Below are 20,695 nucleotides of genomic sequence, written 5' to 3'. Positions count from 1 at the left end.
TTAAGTCAGAGAATAACTGTTTTTACCGTACTGCTGCTGTTAACTGGAGTGAAGCTTTTCTATTATAGATGACGTGTCGTTAGTGCCATTAGCCATACTAGAAATTATGTGTTTAACAGCATGGTTTAATAGTGGATGAGCTCGTTCTTTGGATGAGAGTGCTAGTAATGAAACGAATATTGTCGCTTTTTATTTCAGTTGGACTTCTACTATTAGCGGTTATCGTAAATATTGATAGTTTAGTCTTTAATTCTAAAGTTGAGTTTGTCTTTGAGTACTTTAGTTTTATGGTAATCATCGCTATAGCAATTACAGGATTTACTTCATTTAAGTCTGAACCGTATGCGATTGGCGGTATGACGATGTTTATCTTGCAGGCTATATACCGTACCGTTGTTGAAATTGAGTCTGTTGATAGTGAATTTGAGAAGCTTCCTGAAAGTGTCCTGGTTTTACTTGATGATGGGGTATTGTTGTTAGGTATTTCTTTTATTGCCATTGGTATCAAGCGCGTTCTCGAACGTTATGAATTGTCTGAATGTATCGATGAGCTTACTTCGGCCTATAACCGTAAAGTGTTTAATCGAATTCGGTTACGAAAGTTCGACCTGATTTTTTTTGACTTGGATGCTTTTAAAGTACTGAATGACAGTAAAGGCCATAAATATGGTGATACGGTATTAATTAATTTCTGCCATACATTAAAAAAACATGTCAAAGCTAAGGAAGTGATAATCCGATTCGGAGGAGATGAGTTTATCGCGATACTACAAGTATCCAGGGCTCAACATTTTCTAAACAGAATAGAGCCCGATCTTGACTCAATGGGAATTCGTTATAGTTTTGGTATTGAGCATAATGCTGACAGAAGGCACTTACGAACAAGTATTAACAGGGCGGATGAAGCGTTGTATAAAATGAAAATGGCTAAGAAAAGACACACTTCTAATGCAAGTTTGTCCATCCGTCTGCAAAGTTAGAGCAGTATATGGCTTTGCGCATGGCTTATGGTAACCACAGATATCTCAAGTAAAATAGTTGCATATCATATTGTTATGAAAGTCTAGTAATTATTAGATTTGTTACTCTAATTTTGTGAGCCATCATTAGCTTTTATATAAATCGCATTTCAATGCAATCCAGTTTATATATTATGAGCTCGAAAACGATACTGTTCAGGTTCTGTACAGATTTGGTCGGATTCGGCTGTAGGTGAGAGCTGTGTAATGTATGGATGCTGAGAGTATCGTTTTTGACATGAAGACAGACAATGTCAGGCAAGGGAGAATGAAATGTTCTTAACAAAAACAGAATCGATGCTGCTCTATAAGGGTCAGCGCTTAATGAATGATTTCCCTTGATACTTTATTTCTACTTCCGGAGTAAATATGGCTTTTAAAACGAAACTCTCAGTACTTTGTATTGCAATATCGGCTTTAGCCGCAACAGGATGTAATGATAGCTCAACAAGTTCATCTACAGCCGGTGCGGGACAAACAGCACCTCAATTGAACAGCTATTCCTTTATTGATGAGCCAGTAAAAGGACTGTATTACAAGTCAGAAAACAACACAGGCTGTACAGATGAGAGCGGCACATACTCAGCAGTAGAAGGTGAGAGTGTTTCATTTTATCTCGGTAAATGTGATGAGAATAATAAAGCAACCTTGAGCGATGAGAACTTAATCCAGATTGGCTTTGTTCCTCAACCATCCAGCATCACAACGCCTTACGATCTAAAAGTGGGCAATATCAACAATAATGCTGATCCAATTACAATTGCGACCATTTTAAAATCATTTAACCGAAGTTCGGACGCGACTAGCCTTGATTTGACCGGGTTGAAATTTAATAACAACGGTGAAGATGTTACCAATGATCTTCAAACATTAATTAACGATCCGACTGTAGATTCTGCAGCTAGAGCCGCGGTACTGAAAAAAGAACTGCTTGATAAGGTTAAGCTTGCTAACCGTGATAGCAATATGAACTTTAAGCATGATGACTTTCTTGCGGAAGCCACCGTTCAGTCTGAACTTCAGTCAACACTTGAAAAGGTCAGTGTAAATACGGCTTTCTCTGCGAGTGATGTATCTGATAAGTATCTAATTCTTGCCGATGACCTTGTTCTTCATTTAGATCAGGCATTTAATCAGTCTACCCGAGATTACTACAGCGTTGAAGGCGAGGGCGAAGCATTTGCCAAGTCTGTTGATGAAAGTGGCTCGGTTCAGACGTGGGGAATTTTGAATAAACCATTTGGAACTGATGGTGATAAAGGTAAGGCGGGGCATTTATATTTAATGTTTGGACCTGCTGGTCGTACGAACAGTTTCACTCTGAATCCGGTTAACATTTCCGGTAATGAGTGGACAGTGCTTGTTAATGAATTTAGCAATCCTCCTACAGCCGACCTGAAAAAAATTGTTACTGGTGTGAAGCTAGATAGCTTATCAAAGCTAAATGGTAAGTATAAATCTAAGCTTTCTACTGAGTTTGATTACAAGTTTGAAATCACTGTTGATGATTCTACCCTGACGATTAAACAGCCAAATGGAAAGGGTGATAATGGTGTTGGGACAATTATCACAGATCAAACTATTAATACGGCGTCTGTTTCACTTGCGAAATCTTATGTCAAGTTGGATGGGGAAGTGTTGGACTTTACAATTATTCCGACTAAATCTGATGCGAGCGAAATTGTGCTGATGCATACCAATGTCGATAATGTAACTTCGCTTATTGGTTACTTAGTTAAAGAGTAATAGTTGTTAAACTGATACTGTTAGCCTCTATGTGCTTAATAAAAATCGGCCTTCATCTGAAGGCCGATTTTATTGGTTTTCTATAAAACGACTGGCTGCTGATGCAGTTAAGCCATTTTTTGTTCTGGCTTCCAGCGGGCCAGATCTGCAGGTAGCCGGATACCTTGTGAAGCCAGTAGGTTAATACGTGCCAGATAGGCGGCGCCATGCATCAGGTGCTTGGCAAGATCAACGGCGCGGCGATCCTGATAGTTATCCAAGTAGCTGCCTTTTGCCCATGCATTGAAGGCGCCAAGTGCCGGGCCTGCCCAGATTTGATAGTCCATCTCACGGCCTGCTTCGCCAGTGTTAGACCAGCGGCTTGAAAGGCCAAGATACCAACGGAAGATCAGAGCCATCTTACGCTTGGGATTATCTTGTGCACGCTCAATTTGTTTCGGATCACGCTCGTTAAAGTGTGCCACGGTACCGGCCCAGATTTCGTCAAGTGTTGAACGAAATACTTGTGTCTCGAGCTTGTGGCGCTCATCGGCCGGGATCGCTTCTATTGAATCGTAGCGGGTGTAGATCTCATACAGTTTGTTGGCACGCATCGGGAACAGAGTGCCGCGTTTGACTACCTGCAGTTTGACGCCCATTTCGAACATATCGGCGGCGGGTGCCATAGTGACATCGGCCATCTCAGCTGTTGCCAGCAGTTTACGAGTATGCTCACTCGCGCCTGCCTCGATACAGGCCTGGTTGATTGAGCCGGTGACGATATAGGCCGCTCCCATGTTGAACGCCGCCAGTGCGGCATCGGGGGTACCGATACCACCACCAGAACCAACACGCAGCGGAGTCTTGAACTGGTATTTCGCCTGGATCTCTTCTTTGAGTGCCAGAATTGTCGGCAGTAGCGTTACCAGCGGACGATTATCGGTATGACCGCCAGAGTCGGCCTCCGCGGTAATATCATCAGCCATCGGAACGAGCTGAGCCAGCTCCATTTGTTCGGCTGTAATACGGCCTTCATCAACCAGTTTCTGCAGGATTTTGGCCGGTGCCGGTTCCATAAACTTGCGGGCAACTTCAGTCCGGCTGACTTTTGCTATTACCTTATTGGCAATTTGGATTTCGCCTTGAGCATCGCGGCTAAGGCCTGCTGCACGGTATTGAACAATTTGTGGTGTTAGCCCCAAGAATGCCGATGCTTCAACAGTGCGCACCCCATGCTTGAGGAACAGCTCGACACTGCCACGCTCCAGTGCCGGTTCGCTCGGGCTGTGGATCAGGTTAAAGGCATAAGGGCCGTTTGGCAGGGCTGCCTGAATACGGTGAATAGCTTGTTCGACACGTGACGGGATCAGTCCTGCAGCACCAAAGGAGCACAGAATACCAGCCTGGCCCAGTGCGATAACCAGTTCTTCCGAAGAGATACCGTTCGCCATTGCACCAGCGTAATAGGCGTATTTCACGCCATGCACGCGACGGAAATCGCTGTCACCCAGGCTTTGCGTACCGAGAGCTGGTGCAAAGGCACTGACCGGGTGACTCGTATTGGCACTGGCACATTCGCCAGAGGTCAGCTCGGCTTGCTGGCTGATCCCCAGGCCCTTTTCTGGGTGATTGATCACGTAGCACCCGAAGCTCAAGTCTTTAAGGGCTTGTGCCATTGCATTGGTATCGAAGTGGGTAGCATTTTCATCAACTTGCCATGGCCACGGAGATAGCTTTTCGTTATTCATGGTTGTTTGTGTTGTCATAGTATTCGTTCCTAACTCAAGCTTCTTCAATACAGATGGCAATGTCTTTGACTTCGTAAATTCGCAGGCCGTCTTTGCTCAGGTTGGCATCACCAATGATGATGCGTTTACCGTCTTCGTCTTTAATCGCAGTGATGTGGACATCCAGTGACATTTGCTTGTTCAGCGGGTTGATTTGGCCACGGTATTTCCATTTCACTTCAGATTGGATCTGGCCGAACTTCGGCGAACGGAAACCGGCCCCTAAATCTTTGTTCAGGGCGTAAGTTTGCATCAGTTCGATAATTGCTTCTACACCCAGAGAGCCCGGCATGACAGGATCTTGGTGGAAATGGAACTGGAAGAACCAATCGCTTGGATCAATCGTTCGCTCTGCATACAGGTAACCTAAGCCTGATTTACCACCATCACTGGTTATTTCAACTTTATCGATGAAATTCAGTCGTCCGCCAGCCAGCTGGTAATGTGGACGTGTTTCGCCTGTTGCTGACAGCGGGGCATTGAAGTAGCGGCTTTGCTTATCAAGCAGGTCGATAGTGACATCAGGCGTGCGATTATTTTCGATGTGCCAAGGTTGTGTCACTTTACCATTATCCAGTCCCAGCTGATCTTTCAGTGCTTCACCTTTGAAGTAACCAAATACCGCGGTACCTTCATAGAAAGGTACGCCGTCAGTACTTAGCTCGAAGCTGAAGCTTTGCACGATGTTGGTACCCATCATAACGGTTGAAAGCAGACGGGAATCATTAACAATCGTTTTGCCGCGCAGGTCAACATTGCGCAGCATCTTGCCGCTGCCATCAAGGTTACGGAAAAACAGCTCTTGGCCAGGGAAGCCCAGGGTAGTGCCCATATAGCCTGAAATAAAGCCATTTGGCTGAAGCGAAATTTCCATTAATACCGAATAAGGCATGAGGGCGCTGTGGCTGTTTTCGTTGAAGTACCAGGCATTTTCCGGCACTTCATATTCAGCAATACATGACGACGGTGTTTTAAAGTCGCCACGGGTGCCGTTGACTTCGATGACACGGGTGGTCAGCTGTAGGTCACCACACGGGGTACGTGGCGGGATCATGCCGCGATAGATAGTGAAGTCGGGGCCGAAACATTTCTCGATATCACCGGTTGCAAACTCAAACATATGGTACGGCGTGAACGGTACTGTGTCTGGTGTGCGGTTCGGGTAGTCGGGTGTTATTGGTGCTTCAACGTGCTGTAGCGGAATAACGCCTTTGTTCGGTGCCGTATTCAAATCGGGAATTTGCGCCATCAGCGGTGCATTGGCAGAGGCTGGCTGGTTTATTGCTTGTGCTGCCGTCTGTACTGCTTTCACTTCAGCAACAACATTTTCAGCAATATGGTCTTCAGCAATATAGCCTTCAGCAATATAGTCTGATGAACCGATATAGCGAGTACATTCGGCTTCTTCTTTGATCATCACGCCCAAGTTCTGGAAGTCGACCACAACTTTGCCATCGAGCAGAATATCGATATTGGCTTTTGCATAAGGACGAGGGCTCAGGCCAATTTCCGTGACTTCCATCCGGTAAGTCAGCATGGCCGATTGCGGCAGTACCTGACCGCGGCAGCGAACTTTTTGCGGTGCGCTTTCAAGAGGCTGGAAGCGACCACTCTGGACCTGAGTATGCATACCCAAATACATCATAAAGAACTGCAGCAACTGGCCACAGCCCTCAGCCATCAATGAGCCGGCCATGACGGAGTCATCTTTAAAGTGGCAAGGGAAATACCAGTGCTCAGGTTCAAGCTGTTTGTGGCCTTCGACCAAGCCGAGTCCCCATGCACCGCCATGCGGATCAACGTGGCTGACTTGTTCAATCATCATGAATTTTTCTGAGCTGAAACACAGCGATGGCTGAACCCGGTCAGAAATATGACTGTCACCAAAACAACCGGCAATATTGGCATTCAACAGGTTATGCAAGGTGTGATAGTCGAACTGGGTCTTCTGGCAGTGCAGGATTGGGTTAAAACGCTGCTTAACTGCCAGGTTACGTGCTTTGAGTTCTTCTTCGGTACGGATAACCCCTTTGCCGTCTGCCAGCTCTTCATCGGTGAAGAAGCCTGCGCAGCCGTTATCCATCTTCAGGATCATCTTGTCGCCGACGAAACATTCGTAGGAGAAGAAGAACAGCAGGGTATCGCCGTTACGGGCAAAGTTGTTGATGGAGATATCGTATCGCAGGGTATCGCCACCACGCGGCAGGTCGCCGAGGAAGGTGAGGGTACAATCTAGCAGACGATAAACCCGCTCGCCCTTGTTTTCGAAATCGATGCCGAGGTAGCTAATGAGCATTAGGTCACACTGACCAGACTCTACGGCTACCGCCCAAGGGATCTGACCGTCGACCAAGTAAGGGGCATCTACAGGAATGTCGTATTCCGTGGTCATGGTGCTTGGCTTGAATTCCAGCATTTGGGCATCAAGTTTAGTCACTCGCGATACCAGCAGATAGTCGGTGGTCGGTAATCTTACCCGGCGTGAATAGTTGTCGATAATCGCGTAATCAGGACCAAATACATTAGCGATGTCACCTTCGGCATATTCTACCAAGTCTTCATAGTCCCAAATGCAGGGCTTACGGATTGGTTTTGCGATAGCCGTTTCTGCTGGTGCAGCCATTACGTTTTGTGCTGGTGAAAACTGCTCTGAAACTGCGTCAGGCTGGTGATTAAATATCTGGCCCGTGCCCGCATTCATTTGCGCGGTAACTTCGTTAAGCTGCGCCTTCAACAGAGCGTCAGCCATTTTCAACCCTTGCTCGCGATTTTGCAGGAAGGCTTGATGGATCTGCTGTGCCAGCTGTTGATTTTCGACAAATGAAGCGCTCTGTAATGAGCTTGAATCACTCTGTTTATTAGCGGATAAGACGTTGGTCATATTGCTCTGAATACCTGTGATCGGAGTCTGGCTTGGCGTTGCCAGAGTCGGGGATACTGATGGTGCTGCCGCGATGGACTTGGCTAAGTTCGCCTCAGCCTTAGTGTTAGCTACGGCTTGTACACGCGGTTTCGCGTTAGCGACTTTTTGCTTGATCTGCTGAAGTTCAGAAAGATCTGCTGTCACAATATGCTGGTAGATATCACGCCCGCCTAGGGTAACTTGTTTGATTAGCTGGCGTGGTGAGTCGGCGGGCAATTCACTGTCAAGGCGTGCAGTCAGGGATTGTGTTTCTGTACTCGTTTGCGTAACGAGAAGCTGCGAACACTGGCCTTCACTGATATTCGCGACGATGGCCGCTTTCGCCTCGGCGTGGGAAGCCGTGTGGTTTAGGCTCAATAGTCCGTGGAGGATACTCGCCATACCGGATGCTGCAAAACAGTGACCCATGCGACGGCTGGCCTGAGTTTGCGTTGCTCGAGACAGTGGGAAAGCCGTAATATCAGTGCTTTCTGGCGCTTGGTTAAGCTCCAGCAAGCTAATATTGTCCGCAGCTATACCGGTTTCAGTCAGAAGACGGTTGGTAACCGACTGGCTCTGGTCGACGGAGCTAAAACCGAGCGCATTGACTGTGCCATAGCTGTGGCTAACGGCTACTTCTTGGTCATCGACAAGAACAATTGCCCCGGCCCCTTCACCGACTTGCCAACCACTGTCTTGTGTCGTCGAGGCGACGGGAGTAATGCTGTTTTTGAGAATCACCTGCTCGGCACTGCCGCTGAGATCGACGGCGGCGATGACGACGGCATCTAAAGATTCTTGTGCCATCAGGTTCTGGGCGACATCAATACAGCGGGCAACAGACTGCTCTGCCGCAGAAATGGTAAATGCCGGGCCATTGAAATCCCACAGCGAGGCAATACGCGACGCCATGATATTGCCGATAAAGCTGGTGTACTGGTTGAGCTTGGCGGCATCCAATACACTGTCCATGGCGATAGCTTCAAGCGACTGATATTCGCTGTCAGTCAGGGTGATCCCCATGTTGTCCAGGCTATCGGCAAGCTGGGTATGTAGGTTAACGCGACCGCGGAACTGGTGCATTTCCAGCTCGGTTTCCATTGCCACCAGAACGGCAACCTTTTGTCCTGCTGCAAGCTTGGCATCCCGAATCGCTTCGTCAGCAACTTTCATGAGTAGCAGTTGCTGGGAGATCAGACGATCATCTTCGTTCGGCGGTACTTTGAAGCGCAAGAAATCCAGCTCAAACTGATCTATGTAGGCACCGTGCGGAACGGTGTGCAAACCGAATTGGCTTAATAGCTCAGGGTGCTGATCCAGCCCTTTCCAGCGCTTCTTCGGTAGAGCGACAAAGGCATCTGCCCCCGTTTCGATGGCATGGATCAATGCATTAATGGTTTTCAATGAACCGAAGTGCGAGGCTAACCCTGTGATCTTCAGTGGTGCGGCTACCGCAGGCTTCAGTTTATTAATCGAAGCGGCAGGTGTCGAAACGGCTTGTTCTGAGCGAGAAGAATAGGCTTCCAGCAGCAGGTGTGCGTTACAGCCACCAAAACCAAACACCGAAACACCCGCACGTCGCTCGGGATTTCCGGCTTTGTCAGGCCATGGTTGAACCTGGGTCGGCAATGTATGCGAACCGAACAACCCATCAGGTGAAGACAGCGGGGTCGATAGATTAATGCTTGGAGGAAGTACACCTTCTTTCATGGCGAAGATCATTTTCATGATCCCGGGCATACCCGCTGCCGTAAGCAAGTGACCAAGGTTGGATTTTGCCGAGCCGATAAGCGGTGCCTGAGTACCATTTAGCTTATCGGCAAAGAAGCGCTCCATGGATGTCATTTCGACTTTATCACCCAGCGGTGTACCGGTGGCGTGACACTCAATCACCTCGATGCTCTCTGGTGCCAGATCGCTAGCGTTATAGGCGCGCTCGAATGCCTGAACCTGTCCTTTGCTGTTCGGGCTAAGGACAAACTGGCCACGTCCGTCATTGGACAGGCCGATCCCGCTGACGACGGCATAGATATGGTCGCCGTCGCGCTCTGCATCTTCGAGCCGTTTCAGTACCAGTACGCCAGCCCCTTCGCCGGCAAACAGGCCTTTGCTGTTGCTATCGAACGGTACCGAGACGCCGTGATCCGGATAGGCGTGGAAGATTGAGAAGCCCATGTTGATGAAGAACGGGTCGGCACCGGAAACGGCACCTGCCAGCATCATATCGGCCTTGCCGGTATTGAGGTAGTCACAGGCCAGTTTTAGCGAGTAGACCGAACTGGCACAGGCTGCATCGAGGCTTAACTGTGCACTACCCAGGCCGAGTGCGTCTGCAACTAGCTTGGAAGCATTATGTGCTGCAGCACCGTTGGCCGGATTAGAGTCTCGTGTCACGGTATTGGATGGGCTGAGCGAAAAGTGCTCGTTCGCCAGTTTTTCCTGCAGTGCTTTCTCTACCGCAGAGTGATATAGCGGTAGGAATAAATCATTGGAGCGCGTCGTCGGGAATGACAATGCGCCCATGATCACGCCAGTCCGTTCTAATACTGAGGCATTTAACGGGATCCCGGCATCTGCCAGCGCTTTGCGGCTGGTATCGAGCGCCCAGAGAAAACTGTCGTCAAGGCCTTCGAACTTCTCGGCAGATAAGCGGTATCCGCTGGCATCGAAGGTGAAGTTCTGGATGTAACCGCCTTTATCACAGTAAAAACGGTCGGACTCTCCCTGTTGGCCCTGATAACTGTCGGGATTGGCGCCGAGTTTTTCAGCGCTCAATGTACTGCGAGAGTCTTTCTTGTCCAGCAGGTTTTGCCAAAATGCTTTTGGCGTATCCGCATCGGGATACTGGTTAGCTAAACCAACAATGGCAATTTTCTTGCTGGTGCTATGCGCGTTGGTTGTGTTGTGTTGAGAACTCAAACTGGCTCTCCTTGTATTTTGTTCGCCGACAAAGAATCATTTTCTTCCGACGAGGCATTCATTTGCTGCTGTTCAAGCCCTAGTAACAAAGGCTCCAGCGACAGTGGGATTTGGTGTGTGATGAGCTGAGCCAGACATTTGAGCAGGGTGAGAATATCTTCCCCACCTTTGGCATTTGCCGCGATGGTGCAACTTTCGGTTGTCACTTCATCGGCACGGTTGATCTTGTCGATGAGCGTGCAGGTTTGTCTGTCAGCACCCACTTCGATAAATAGTCGGGCTCCCTGCTCACGAGCGCTGCGGATCAGCGCCGTAAAATCCAAGGTCGAGCAGAAAGTATCGGCGATGGAGTCTGCGATACTCTGGCTATCAATCTGAACCGGCTTATTAGGGTTACCTGTCTTACTTTGATTCTTGGGCAAGAGACCGGCTGCACTGATAAAGCGAATATGCTCTGGCAGCTGATCACAAAGTGGCTGACAGTAAAACTCAGTGACCTGCTGGTGCTGGCTCATTGCAGGTGGTGTGTGCATTGCGGTAACCCGGTTCGCTGTAATTCCGCGCTTGCCTAGCTTTTTGAGCAGGGCGCGGCAGTCACTCTCACAGCCGGCTAATACACAGGTATCACCTTGAATAATGGCCAGGTAAGCATGCGGAAATTCAGGCAGCAGAGCTTGAATGGCTCCCGGCTCACTACGAACGACAAAGCTATTCCAGGTGATCGAATCGTTGTCACCTAACTGCCACGCTTCACGAACAGCAGTGAGCTTACCGGAGATCGCCGTGGTGAAGATCGGGCTGGTCTGGGTCATCTCGATCAGGGCATGCGGGTTTTTCCATACGCCCAAGCTGGCCCACATTGATGCTTCACCCTTGGAGTAGCCGAGGGCAAAATCAGGCTTCACCGCAAACTCTTCACATAGCAGCTGTGTTAGCAGGTAGCTGCTACCGACACCGGCAATGGCAAGTTCGCCCAACGTCATGTCAGCAGGATCTGCGCCGTATGTTTTCTCGGCCTGCAGCATTTCTTTGAGATTGCCTTCACGCTCAAGACGAGCATAAAGTGCCGGGAAATAGCGATGTAATTCGCGGAACATGCCCGGATATACCGTTCCGACACCGGGGTAAACAAATGCGACACCGCCACGGCTGTTTGGTGATGGCGAGAAACAGCTGCCAGCCGGTGTCTTGTAGTGGCTGTGCTCGGCCATCACCTTGGGAAGGGCACTGCGGAGGGCAGAGATTTCCTGCTGCATGGCAGCCACGGAAGCCCCCTGAAGCACAATGACCTGTTGTGATTGCGGATTCGTTGAATCAGGCTTACTGGCCGTCTCGGCCAGGTAGTGTCTGATGTTTTCGCTCATCAGACGGAGCAGGGCATCTGGTTCACAGTTACTATCAGTCAGACGGTTCAGGTTCTGGCCGAGCTGCTCCAGCTTTGCCTGTAGCTCGGCTTCATTCAGCCCGGAGACGATAAACAGCAGTCGAGCAGAGTTTAACAGTGAGCGAGGCGCTTGCAGGCCTGTCGCCTGAGTCAATACGACACTGCTTTGCTGACTGAACGTAAGGCTGGCGACTCGTGCTTTGTGCGGCTCGGTAAACCAGTAATGGTCTGAAAGCGAACGCCCGGCAATATCTTCAACCAATTGCCAGAACGCCGCGAACTTCTGAGCGGCTGTCAGCGTGTCAAAATCTTGCTGGTGAGTGATATCTCCGGCTGGACGGCGCGACTGGGCAATAGCTTGCTCGAGAGTATCAGCGAAACCTGAAAGATAAGCATGAGGGTGAATTTTGTTCTGGGCCGCAGTTAACCCTGCCAGCATCAGGACTGTTGGCTGCGAATTCCTCTGCTCGGTATTTGCGATGAGTCGAACGAGCTTACCCTGATTGACGGCCTCAACGGCAGCTTGTAGCGCTTGTTCAAAAGCACTTTTCTCCACAATCGTGGTTTCCGAAAAGTCAGAAATCGAGATTGTCTCAGCGGCTGGGAGCGAAGGAAAACAATCGGTAGAAAGCCCAGCTGCATTAGCTGGCCGGGCTAAAAGAGCGATGCGCAACGGCATCGCTTTATTAGAAGAGTCAGTCACTATGACAGAAGCTCCTTTTCTGGCTCGGACTTCACCAAGAATGCCTCGTTGAGGTCCTTGCTGATCGTCACTTTGGCACCTTTCATGATGGCACTCAGCCGACCATCCTGATGGTAGAGCGCGATGTTGGCTTGTAGAGAGCGGGAGGTGGTTTTAATGACCTCTAGTTCTAGCCAGCCTTTGTCGCCTGCCTGCATCGGTTGGTAAGAAACAAACTCACCAATCGCAGATGGCAGACTCGCTGCGCCGTATTTTAACCTTGCCCAAACCAGCATTGCCTGAAGCAGGTAGTCTTCCGCGAACGGCTGGCACCCACCGGTATGCAGGGTGGCGACAAACGATCCGCAGTCGGTATCGGCAACCGCCGGTAGCTGACACGTTGCCAGCAAACCTGATTCATCGAATTGCTCGATAGCCTGGATACCTTGCAATCTCGGGCCATGGAACAGGGTTCCGTTGCTGTATAGCGCTTCAGAAGTTGTCACCGGTTCGCTTGCACTCGCTGCAAAGGTTTTTCCTTGCGGTTGCTCTTCCGGGTCAGTGACTGTTTTTGTAACCAGCATCGCCTGATATTGAGGTCGGCCCTGGCAGCTGATCAAGGCTTTGATTTGACCATATGCCTTAGTACCCGGCTTTGCTTCCGGTGTCAGGGTCAATGTCAGGGTCTGCACATCGTCCGTTTCAAATATCACGCCTTTAAGCAGTTTGTAGTTGCGAACAGTGACGTTCGCACCTAACAGTTTTTCTGCTGTTTCGCGCATCCACTGGATGGCACACACTGTCGGTAACACAGGGTTACCGGCAATGCAGTGATCCTTGATGAAAGGCATTGCTTTCGGGTCAAGGTCGCGAGTTACAGTGATGTTTGTTGTCAGCGGACTCTTTGCTACCAGCACAGACTCCGCATCAGGCTTTTTTACAGCGTCTTCCTTGCTTTCAGCGCCTTGCATGCTTGAACCGATAAGCAGCTGAATACCAGTTTCGCTCAGAAGCTGAGTGCTGAATAGTTCGGCACCAGCTTGCAGAGGGATCACGTATACCCCGCGGTCGGTGAACATTTTCTTCAGCGCAGGATTAACCATACCGCCATCCCAAGGCCCCCAGTTGAAGCTCATGACTTTCGCTTCCGGATGACGAGCTGAGAATTGCAGCGCAGCCTTGTTCAGGATTTCGTTGGACATCGCGTAATCGCTCTGACCCGTGTTACCGTAGAAACCTGCTGCAGACGAGAACATCGCAACCAGTTTCAGTTTGCTGCAATCTAGCGCGCTTAATACCGCCTCCAGACCACCGACTTTGGTGCCATAAACAAGGTTTAGTTCATCCAGGGTTTTGTCTTGGATGTGTCTGTCTGCCAGTACACCTGCTCCATGGATTAGGCCGGTGATATCACCGCCCAGAGACAGGCTTGCTAATGTTTTGCCAACATACTCACTGTTGGATACATCCAGGCTGAGGTATTCAGCACTTGCCCCTACGTTGGCAAATGCGGCCAGTGCAGCATTGATCTCAAGGCTGCTTAATACCGGTTTTAACAGGGCATCGACTTTCTTCGGTGTCGGTTTGTCGCCGGATGCTTGAAGATGGGCAATTGCCGCAGGTTTTAGCTCATTTTCTTGCTTGCCCTGTGCCCACGTTGGCAACTCGCTGGCCGAAGCATGCTTACTGCGCCCGGCTAAAATGAAGTGCGATTTGCACTGTTTTGCCAGAGTTAGCGCACATTCGAAAGTAACACCTTTAGCACCGCCAGTAACCAGGACTTTGTCTGTACTGGTTAGTTTTGCTGCTGTGTTCTTTGTTATCGCTGCTCCTGCCTCTACTGCCGTTAAGGTTGCTCGACCCGATTCTCCGTTATTGGGTTCATAAAAGCCGATTTCGACTGTTTGAGTATCAATATCAAATAGTTCAGCAGTGATGGCTTCTGCAAGGTGACGCGCATCAACAGCAGGAGCAATATCTAAAGCTCGACAGAACACGTTCGGCCACTCGTGGCTTAATGTTTTTGTCAGGCCAGACAATGCTGCCTGGTTCAGTTCTGCCTTGGCTAGCTGCTCAGCATCATGGTAGCCAAAACCACCATCGATGCGGCTTGCAGTAAAGAAGCAGTGACGGCCTGATGTTGACGAACTGTTCAACTGAGTATGAAGCAATTTGGCAAACAAGAACGCGACTGAAATGCTGTGTTTTGCATCGCCGTTCAAGGCAATTTCTGAGCTGTCGGTTTGAGCTTCTGCTGTAACCGGCTGAAGGTGAATGAATCCACCAATTGCTTTGTGTTTGCTTTCAATTTCTGCGATGACGGCTTTTACGCCGGCTTCATCAACACTGGCTAACGGGTAGCTGGCAATTTCGCTATTCAGTGGTGAAGCGGCAGATAGAGGACTACGTACTACGGCGACTTGAAGGCCATGAGCACTGAGCTTTTCTGCCAGAACGCCAGCATTGTGACCGTCATCGGTGATCACGATACATGCGTCTTTGGAAAAACAGTCTGTTAGTTTATCTACCGCTGGTAACTTTTTTAGCGCCACCTCATTGTGAGGTGGAAGCTCTACGTTTGCCGCTTCAGTTCCTGTTTCAACAATGGCTTCAACCACCGGGGCGGATGTTGCGGCTGCAGTACCTGATAGCTTGCTTTGCATATAGGTAACGATCTCGCCCAGTGTCCGGCACTCTGCCAAATCTTCAGGGTTAAGCTCCGGCAGTGTCGGCAGCTGGTCTTGAACCGTACCTAAGATTTCTACACGCTTGATGGAATCGATGCCTAGGTCAGCTTCCATGTCCATTGCCAAGTCGAGCATTTCTGCCGGGTAGCCGGTTTTGTCTGCAACAACATCGAGCATGGTGCTTTGCACATGTGCTGCATCCAGGCCGTTTGCTGAACCTGTTGCTGTATTTGGTGTTGCAATTGGAGCTGCAACTGACGCTGGCGTTTCTACCGTTGCTGTTGTCGATACAGGCGCTGCCGACAGTTTGCTGTTCATGTAGTCAACGATTTCGCCCAGTGTGCGACACTCGGCCAGATCTTCAGGGTTCAGCTCCGGAAGAGCTGGTAGCTGGTCTTGAACGGTACCCAGGATCTCAACCCGTTTGATGGAATCGATGCCGAGATCGGCTTCCATGTCCATCGCCAAATCGAGCATCTCTGATGGGTAGCCAGTTTTGTCTGCAACAACGTCTAGCATGGTGCTCTGAATCTGGGCTGCATCCAGACCGCTTGCAGCAGGTGCTGATACAGGTGCAGTTGCTGTAGCCGAGACTGTTGACACAGACGCTGCAGATACTGCCACTGCAGGTAGCTTGCTGTTCATGTAGTCAACGATTTCGCCAAGCGTACGGCACTCAGCTAGATCTTCCGGGTTTAGCTCAGGAAGCGTTGGCAGTTGATCTTGAACGGTACCTAAGATCTCAACACGCTTGATGGAATCGATGCCGAGATCGGCTTCCATATCCATCGCTAGGTCAAGCATCTCGGTTGGGTAGCCAGTCTTGTCTGCGACAACCTCTAGCATGGTGCTCTGAACTTGAGCCGCATCCAGGCCACTTGGTGCAGCTGCTGTTACTGGTGTTGTTACAGGTGCAATGGCCGTTGCTGGTACAGAAGCCGGTAGCTTGCTGTTCATGTAGGTGACGATTTCACCTAGGGTACGGCATTCGGCCAGATCTTCCGGGTTTAGCTCAGGCAGAGTAGGCAGCTGATCTTGAACTGTACCTAGGATCTCAACGCGTTTGATGGAATCGATACCCAGGTCGGCCTCCATATCCATCTCTAGATCCAGCATTTCGGTCGGGTAACCAGTCTTGTCTGCGACAACCTCCAGCATGGTGGTTTGAACTTGCGTTGCATCAAGGCCATTTGATGCTGGCGAGGCTGCTGGTGTTGGTTGAGCTGCAGAAGAGACCGCTGGTGCCGATACAGCGCCCGTCGGAAACTTGCTGTTCATGTAGGTGACAATTTCGCGCAGTGTCCGACACTCAGCCAAATCTTCAGGGTTCAGTTCCGGCAGGCTAGGAAGCTGCTCTTGTACCGTGCCCAGGATCTCAACACGCTTGATGGAATCGATGCCCAGATCTGCTTCCATATCCATATCAAGATCGAGCATTTCTGTTGGATAACCGGTTTTTTCTGCCACGACGTCCAGCATGACGTTTTCAGCATTGGCAGTTTGTCCAGTTGCTGCAGCTTCAGATACAGGCTGAGCTGTGGCTTGAACTGGAGCAGGTGCAGGCGCTACCGGTTGTGATGGTGTCGCTGCTTGCACAGGTTGTTGAACGGGTGCGATGGCCTGTACTGGCTCTGGTGCAGTTGCCGGAACTGGAGTAGCTGCGACAGTTTGTGGTGCCTGAGTAACAGGTGCCGCAGGGGTAGTTGGAGCGTGCTGTACCGGCGTTGAAACAGGTCTTGAAACAGGCGCTGATACAGGAGCTATGGCCGTTGGCGCAGCAGCTGGCTGTGACGTAGGCTGTGAAGATAGCAATCCTAGCGCAGAGTTATTGCTCTTTGCCTGAAGCTCAAGGTAATGCGCGTGGGCTTTTAGTGTTTCAGCTTGATGCTGGTGGAACATTTCCATTGAGCGCTGCAGGCTCTCTGGGATAGTCATACCAGAAGCAGCCATCTTCGCCTGTTCTGTCATCAAGGCTGTGAAGGTATCACCATATTGCTGCGGAATAGCCAAAAATTGCTGGTGAAGTTCAGCGGCCTGCTGTTGTGCTGCAAAGAATGCATGCAATGATGCATCGCCAACGGCAAGCGGTGATGCTGCCTGGTTGACTTGCTGTGCCGGTGCTGGCGTTTGTACAGGTGCTGTTGCAGAAGCTTCAACGGGTTGCGCTGCGGCAACCGGTACTTCGCGGATTTCGGTTTTAATCACTTCTTTTTCCACAATTTTCTCAACGACTTTTTCGACAATTTCAGTTTCAGGACTTACCGTTCCTGTAGCCAATGACTTGGCCATTTTGGTTCGGGTTGCAACACTGATGTAATTGGTCGCATTGAGTTTGATATTCATTGGTGATGTTGCGCTTGGCTGGGCGATGTCGGCCTGATACGGGTCGATATTGTCTAGCGTAATACCCGCAACAGCGAGCTGAACGGCGGCTAGGCGGAGTTGCTGATCACTATCACCTTTCGGGTTCGGGTTGATGCTAATCGTACAAAGCTCTGTTGCCTGCTCGCCCGAGATTTTCTCAGCGAGGGTTTTCTCAACCAGCTTCTGCAAAATATTCTTCGGGCCAAACTCGATAAAGACCCGGGCACCGGCATCGTACATCGCTTCAACCTGAGTGCTGAAACGCACAGACTGCAGCATGTGCTGCTTGAATGCCTTCTTGATAGCTTTACCGTCACTCTTATACAGCTCGCCGGTTGCATTGGAATAAAGCGGCAGAGCCGGGGCACTGAATGTCGCTTTATCAATGGCGGCAGCAAATGGTTTCTGCGCGTGGGCAACCAATGGGGTGTGGAAGGCTCCGGACACCGGTAGAGGGATGGCCTTGAAGCCTTGCTCTGTCAGCGCTTTTGCGGCCAGTTGAGCTTTGTCTGTCGGACCTGCAATGACCAGCTGTGTCGGTGCATTGTAGTTGGCGATGCTTACACCATCGAACTCGCCGATGCAGGTTTCGACGGCGGCTAGCTGATCTGCCTCGAGAATCACGGCATACATGGTACCGCTATCCCCTTCGGCAGGTTTGGCAGCCATGGCATTGCCACGCTGGAACGCTAGCTGGTAGTAATCTTCCTGGGAAATAACACCTGATGCGCATAGTGCGCTGAGCTCACCAAAGCTGTGGCCTGCGACCATGTCGGCTTTGAAACCAGCCTGGGCCATCAACTGATACTGACCCATAGAAACCACACCAATTGCACTTTGCGCATTGGCGGTATTGGTTAACAGGGCTTCCTGAGCAGCCGTGTCTTGCTTGTTGAAAGCCGGGATAGGGAAAAGCACCTGTGACAACGGTGTTTTTTTATTCTGGCCGAATACCTGATCGGCGCTTGCGAGTTGCTGTCGCATTTCTGGGTAATGACAAGCCAGCTCACGCCCCATATTGAGGTATTGTGAGCCCTGGCCGGCAAAGAGCGCAGCGACTTTCGCCGAACCTTGCTCAGAGACAAGCGCTGATTCACGGTAGCTGATCCCGTTTGGTAGCTGCCAGTGTGCTTTTGTCTGCTTCTCAAGCGTTGAAATAGCCTGACCTAACAGAGCCTGGAGGTCTTGATCGGATTTAGCGACAAGGCCTAAACGTGCATGAGTGCTGTCAATGCTACGTAACCCATGAGCTTTAGCCAATGCCTCGAGATCGGTGTTGTTGCTCGCGATATTTGCGGCCGTTTCTTTCAGGCTCGCAAGCAATGCATCACGAGATGTTGCGCTGAACAGCAATGTTTGGGCAACTTCACGTTGGCGGTATTTGTCACCCCGGGCATGTTCCTGGGTGTACTCTTCCAATACGACATGGAAGTTGGTACCGCCAAAACCAAATGAGCTGATACCCGCACGACGCGGAGTACCATCAACACGCTGCATCCATGGACGCGTCTGGGTGTTGAGGTAGAAAGGCGAATCTTCAATTTCTAGTTTCGGATTCGGGCTGGTGACATTGATTGTCGGCGGCAGCACTTTGTGGTGCAGTGCCAGTGCAGCCTTGATCAGGCCCGCTGTTCCCGCTGTCGATTTGGTATGGCCAATCTGCGATTTTACCGAGCCCAGTGCAATGTGTTGCTTCTCGTCATTATCTTCGCTGAATACTGAACTCAGACCCTTGAACTCTGCAACGTCACCTGCAGCAGTTCCGGTACCGTGGGCCTCTAGCAGGCCAAGGGTATGAGGGGCGAACCCTGCATCATCATAGGCACGCTTGAGGGCTTTGGCCTGACCTTCAGGGCGTGGAGCGTAGATACTCTTGAACTTACCGTCCGAAGAGGCGCCGACACCTTTGATAACCGAGTAGATACGGTCGCCATCGCGTTCAGCATCTTCCAGGCGCTTCAGGGCGATCATACCGATGCCTTCACCAATCATCATCCCCTTTGAATCTATATCAAACGGCTGAATGGTTTCGTTGGTAGTGAATGCCGGTGTTTTGGAGAAACTCATGTACATGGTCGGCGAGTTGTCGGTGCAGACGCCGCCGGTGATCATCATCTCGCTGCGGCCGTCGACCAATTCTCCCAGTGCCATGCGAAGCGCGGCAAGGGAGCCGGCACAGGCTGCGTCGACGACACAGTTGATACCGCCAAGATCAAAGCGGTTCGCGATACGACCCGCGATAACGTTGCCCAGCGAACCCGGGAATGAGTTCTCTTCCCAGTGAATGTACTGATCTTGGAACTTTTTGATCAGCATCTCGCTGTCTTCGTCACTTATCCCGCTGTTTTTGAATACTTTCTTCAGAACAGGGTACTGAAGGCGGGCATTCAGGCTCTGGCTGATCTTCTGGCCGCCACCAACACCGAGCGTAATACCGATCTTATCGCGGTCATAATCTGCCGGCAATTTTGCATCAGCCAAAACTTCTTTAGCTACGATTAGTGAAAGAAGCTGTGAGGTATCTGTTAATTCAAGAATATTTGGCGGTAGACCAAACTCCATTGGGTTGAAGTCCACTTCCGGCATGAAGCCACCACGTTTGCAGTAAGATTTATCCGGGGTGCTCTTATTTGCATCGTAGTAGTCTTCCGGACGCCAGTGTGTTTCAGGCACTTCAGTGATCGCGTCAATCTTTTCGCTGATCAGATCCCAGAATTTGTTCAGGTAGCGTGAGTTTGCAAAGATACTTGCCATACCAACAATAGCGATTGGCATGTCTTTCAGACGCTTGTTGAGTCGCTTGTCTTCTTGCGATTCAGGCGTGTTGTTTGGGGTTTGGCTCATTCTGAGTCTCCACTGAACACCCGAAAATCGGGTGCAAAATATTCGGTGCGGGTGTTGCGCGCAGGCAACGGGTACAAAGCAAGTCGGTAGAAGTGTAATAAAAATGGCAATAACCGGTGTGAAAATACACCAGTTAGGAAGTGATTGGCGGTAGCAATGCTCCGGAATGTGTTAGGAATGGAAAAGTGCATATCAGCAGTAGCATATTCCTGACATTCGACGGTTTGCGGTAGTGCTTTCATCCATATAAGTCGTATCCATCATAATTCTGCTGCGATTATCAGAAAAGGAGGTACTTACCATCCAGTATGAAAGCCAGCTACGTCCGTTAATGGTTCAGCAGCCTACCCGAGGTCGCTTTTCGTTACAATCGCCTGAATGG

The 20,695-nt window shown here is 50.1% G+C and carries 6 protein-coding genes; 2 read left to right on the top strand and 4 right to left on the bottom strand.

Going from position 1 to position 20,695, the window contains the following annotated elements:
- The first annotated feature begins 167 nt into the window (after nt 1–167).
- On the top strand, nt 168–980 hold the full coding sequence (locus L4D19_RS11730; RefSeq protein ID WP_428452622.1) for a GGDEF domain-containing protein: 813 nt from the start codon (nt 168–170) through the stop codon (nt 978–980).
- 408 nt (nt 981–1,388) lie between these two features.
- Nucleotides 1,389–2,765 carry a hypothetical protein gene (locus L4D19_RS11725; RefSeq protein WP_428452621.1) on the top strand — a complete coding sequence of 459 codons (1,377 nt, stop codon included), beginning with the start codon at nt 1,389–1,391 and terminating at the stop codon, nt 2,763–2,765.
- 107 nt (nt 2,766–2,872) lie between these two features.
- Here L4D19_RS11725 and pfaD read toward each other — a convergent pair whose 3' ends face one another.
- The 4 genes from pfaD to L4D19_RS11705 are packed head-to-tail and all read right to left on the bottom strand — an operon-like array spanning nt 2,873 to nt 20,313.
- Nucleotides 2,873–4,510: an eicosapentaenoate synthase subunit PfaD gene (gene pfaD / locus L4D19_RS11720; protein WP_428452620.1), complete on the bottom strand. Its 1,638-nt coding sequence runs from the start codon at nt 4,508–4,510 to the stop codon at nt 2,873–2,875.
- A 16-nt stretch (nt 4,511–4,526) separates the two neighbouring features.
- Nucleotides 4,527–10,352, bottom strand: a complete 5,826-nt coding sequence (locus L4D19_RS11715; RefSeq protein WP_428452619.1) for a hotdog fold thioesterase — start codon at nt 10,350–10,352, stop codon at nt 4,527–4,529.
- Nucleotides 10,349–12,439: a PfaB family protein gene (locus L4D19_RS11710; RefSeq protein ID WP_428452618.1), complete on the bottom strand. Its 2,091-nt coding sequence runs from the start codon at nt 12,437–12,439 to the stop codon at nt 10,349–10,351. The genes L4D19_RS11715 and L4D19_RS11710 overlap by 4 nt, the downstream gene beginning before the upstream one ends.
- A complete protein-coding gene (locus tag L4D19_RS11705) occupies nt 12,439–20,313 on the bottom strand; it encodes a phosphopantetheine-binding protein (protein ID WP_428452617.1) in 7,875 nt (2,624 codons plus the stop codon). Before L4D19_RS11705 ends, L4D19_RS11710 begins: the two co-directional genes overlap by 1 nt.
- Nucleotides 20,314–20,695: the final 382 nt, after the last annotated feature.

Source organism: Photobacterium kasasachensis (genome assembly GCF_050336885.1).
GTDB classification, from domain to species: domain Bacteria; phylum Pseudomonadota; class Gammaproteobacteria; order Enterobacterales; family Vibrionaceae; genus Photobacterium; species Photobacterium kasasachensis.
The sequence above is the reverse complement of the archived record's forward strand: the minus strand, read 5'-3'. Positions and strand labels throughout refer to the sequence as shown.

What these genes read in the sequence shown, in the direction of transcription:
- L4D19_RS11730 (WP_428452622.1), top strand. Translation starts at nt 168, where the DNA reads ATGAAACGAATATTGTCGCTTTTTATTTCAGTTGGACTTCTACTATTA.
- L4D19_RS11725 (WP_428452621.1), top strand. Translation starts at nt 1,389, where the DNA reads ATGGCTTTTAAAACGAAACTCTCAGTACTTTGTATTGCAATATCGGCT.
- pfaD (WP_428452620.1), bottom strand. Translation starts at nt 4,510, where the DNA reads ATGACAACACAAACAACCATGAATAACGAAAAGCTATCTCCGTGGCCA.
- L4D19_RS11705 (WP_428452617.1), bottom strand. Translation starts at nt 20,313, where the DNA reads ATGAGCCAAACCCCAAACAACACGCCTGAATCGCAAGAAGACAAGCGA.